The organism is Stenotrophomonas sp. 05L44_2 (genome assembly GCF_056665995.1).
In genome coordinates this window covers 1-2,212 of the sequence record NZ_JBFTNR010000691.1, presented here as the reverse complement: position 1 = coordinate 2,212, position 2,212 = coordinate 1, and the positions used below count along the sequence as shown (strand labels likewise).

At 67.3% G+C, this 2,212-nt stretch carries 3 protein-coding genes; 2 read left to right on the top strand and 1 reads right to left on the bottom strand.

All coding sequences use genetic code 11. The features are described from left to right. A partial coding sequence (locus tag AC1VAN_RS19360; RefSeq protein ID WP_480986495.1) for a DNA glycosylase AlkZ-like family protein occupies positions 1-667 on the top strand: 667 nt, incomplete at its 5' end. A 78-nt stretch (positions 668-745) separates the two neighbouring features. After that, entirely contained in the window at positions 746-1,537 is a 792-nt protein-coding gene (gene xth, locus AC1VAN_RS19355) for an exodeoxyribonuclease III (RefSeq protein ID WP_480986494.1), read from the top strand. Here the strand turns inward: xth and AC1VAN_RS19350 are convergent. Continuing rightward, a partial coding sequence (locus AC1VAN_RS19350; RefSeq protein WP_480986493.1) for a GGDEF domain-containing protein occupies positions 1,534-2,212 on the bottom strand: 679 nt, incomplete at its 5' end. The genes xth and AC1VAN_RS19350 overlap by 4 nt on opposite strands.

Here is a 2,212-nt window from a genome sequence, read left to right as displayed (position 1 = left end):
GCTGGACGGCATGCACTATCGCGGCATGCTGCGCATCCATCGTCGTGACAGCGGTACCCGCATCTATGCCGTTGCGGCACATGCCCCGGCCGATGGCGGCAAGGCCGCACGCCTGCAGCGCGCCACGGCACTGATCGATCTGGTGGTGCGCAAGTATGCGCCGCTGCCTTCGGCGAGCCTCACCTATCTGGCGCGGCTTCTGGGCTATGGCGCACCGCATCTGGCGGAGGAGATCCAGCAGGCACTGCGGTTGGCGCGCGAGCAGCTGGCGGGCTGCAGCATCGATGGAACCACCTGGTACTGGCCGGCCGACGAGAACCCGCGTTCGCGGCGCTACCAGACCGATGAACAGGTGCGGCTGCTCGCGCCGTTCGATCCGGTGGCCTGGGATCGGCGACGGTTCGAACTGTTCTGGGGCTGGGTGTACCGGTTCGAGGCCTACACCCCGGCGGCCAAGCGTCGCTTCGGCTACTACGCGCTGCCGCTGTTGTGGCGCGACCAGGTGATCGGCTGGGCCAATGTCGCGGTGAAGGATGGGCAGCTGCAGCCCAGCTTCGGTTACGTCGATGGCAGCGCACCAAGGGACGTGGCATTCAGCAATGCGCTGGAGGACGAGCTGGAGCGGATGGCGAACTTCCTGCCAGGGTCGGGCGCGGCAACGCCGTGATCCTGCGTGCGGCGTCCTCCACGCTGCCTGCATGCCGCCTCGCCAATACTGCAGGCCCGCCGCTCGGGTACTTCCGCAATGGCTCGCCGCAAGACATTGCGCATTGCCACGTTCAACGTCAATGGCATCGGCACGCGCTTGCCGCATCTGCTGTCCTGGTTGCAGCGTGAAGCGCCCGACGTGGTGGCACTGCAGGAGCTGAAGGCGGTCGATGCCGCTTTTCCGGTCGACGCGCTGGAGCGGGCAGGGTATGGCGCACTGTGGCTGGGTGAGGCGCGCTGGAACGGGGTGGCGATACTGGCCCGCGATGCCATGCCTATCGAAAGCCGGCGCCGCCTGCCCGGCGAACCGGCCGATACGCAGAGCCGGTACCTGGAAGCTGCCGTGCATGGCGTTGTGGTTGCGGCACTGTACCTGCCCAACGGTAATCCGCAGCCGGGGCCGAAGTTCGACTACAAGCTGCGATGGATGCAGCGGTTGATCCGCCATGCGCGCACCCTGGTCGATCTTCCGCACCCGGCACTGCTGCTGGGGGATTTCAATGTCATTCCAGACGACGAGGATGTGTACGACCCGGCCTCGTGGCGGYGTGATGCGCTCATGCAGCCGGAGGTCCGCGATGCCTTCCAGCAGCTGCTGGCGCAGGGGTGGACCGACGCCCTGCGCACGGTGCATGGCGACCAGCGCATCTACACCTTCTGGGACTATTTCCGTCAGCACGCCGGACGCGATCGCGGCCTGCGCATCGATCATCTGCTGCTGAACCCGGTACTGGCCAAAGGGCTTGAGGATGCGGGTGTCGATCGTTGGGTGCGGCTGCAGGAAAAGGCCAGCGATCATGCGCCTGCGTGGGTCACCGTTACCCGCTAGTCGGCGCTGCCCGGCGGACGCATCTCGCGACGTACCCTGGCCCGCGTGCGATACAGCCGGCTGTCGGCCTTGTGGATGGTGTCGGCCACGGGTTCGCCGGGGACGTTGACGGCGGCGCCCATCGAGAACGCGGTGGGAGCACGCGCGGCGTTGCCCGCATACCAGGCTTCCAGCGCAGCCAGCCGCCCGGCCGCCGGTTCGATCAGCGCCACCAGGAACTCGTCGCCGCCCAACCGCACTGCCGCCTCATTGGCCCGCAGCGGCGCGCGCAGGAAGTCGGCGAACTCGACCAGCACCGTGTCGCCACGACGGTGCCCCAGGGTGTCGTTGACCTGTTTGAAGTGATCCAGGTCGAACACCAGGCAGGCCCACGACCGTGAGGCGACGTCGTCGAGCCGATGCAGGTACCGGCGGTTGTGGCACTGGGTCAGCGGATCCTTCAGCGACAGTTCGCGCAAGCGCTCTTCCTGCAGGCGCAGCGCGGTCACGTCCTGGGCGTGGCCGAGCACGAACGGGGGATGGGTCTCGGTGTCCAGTACGTTGTTGTAGGCCCAGTAGCGGCGGGTGCCATCGGCGGCGAGCAGCTCGATCACGCCTGCGTCGGTATGGTTGGCTTCGATGCGCCGCAGGTAGGCCTTGAACGCCTCGCGCTTTTCCGGCGGCATCAGGTCGCAC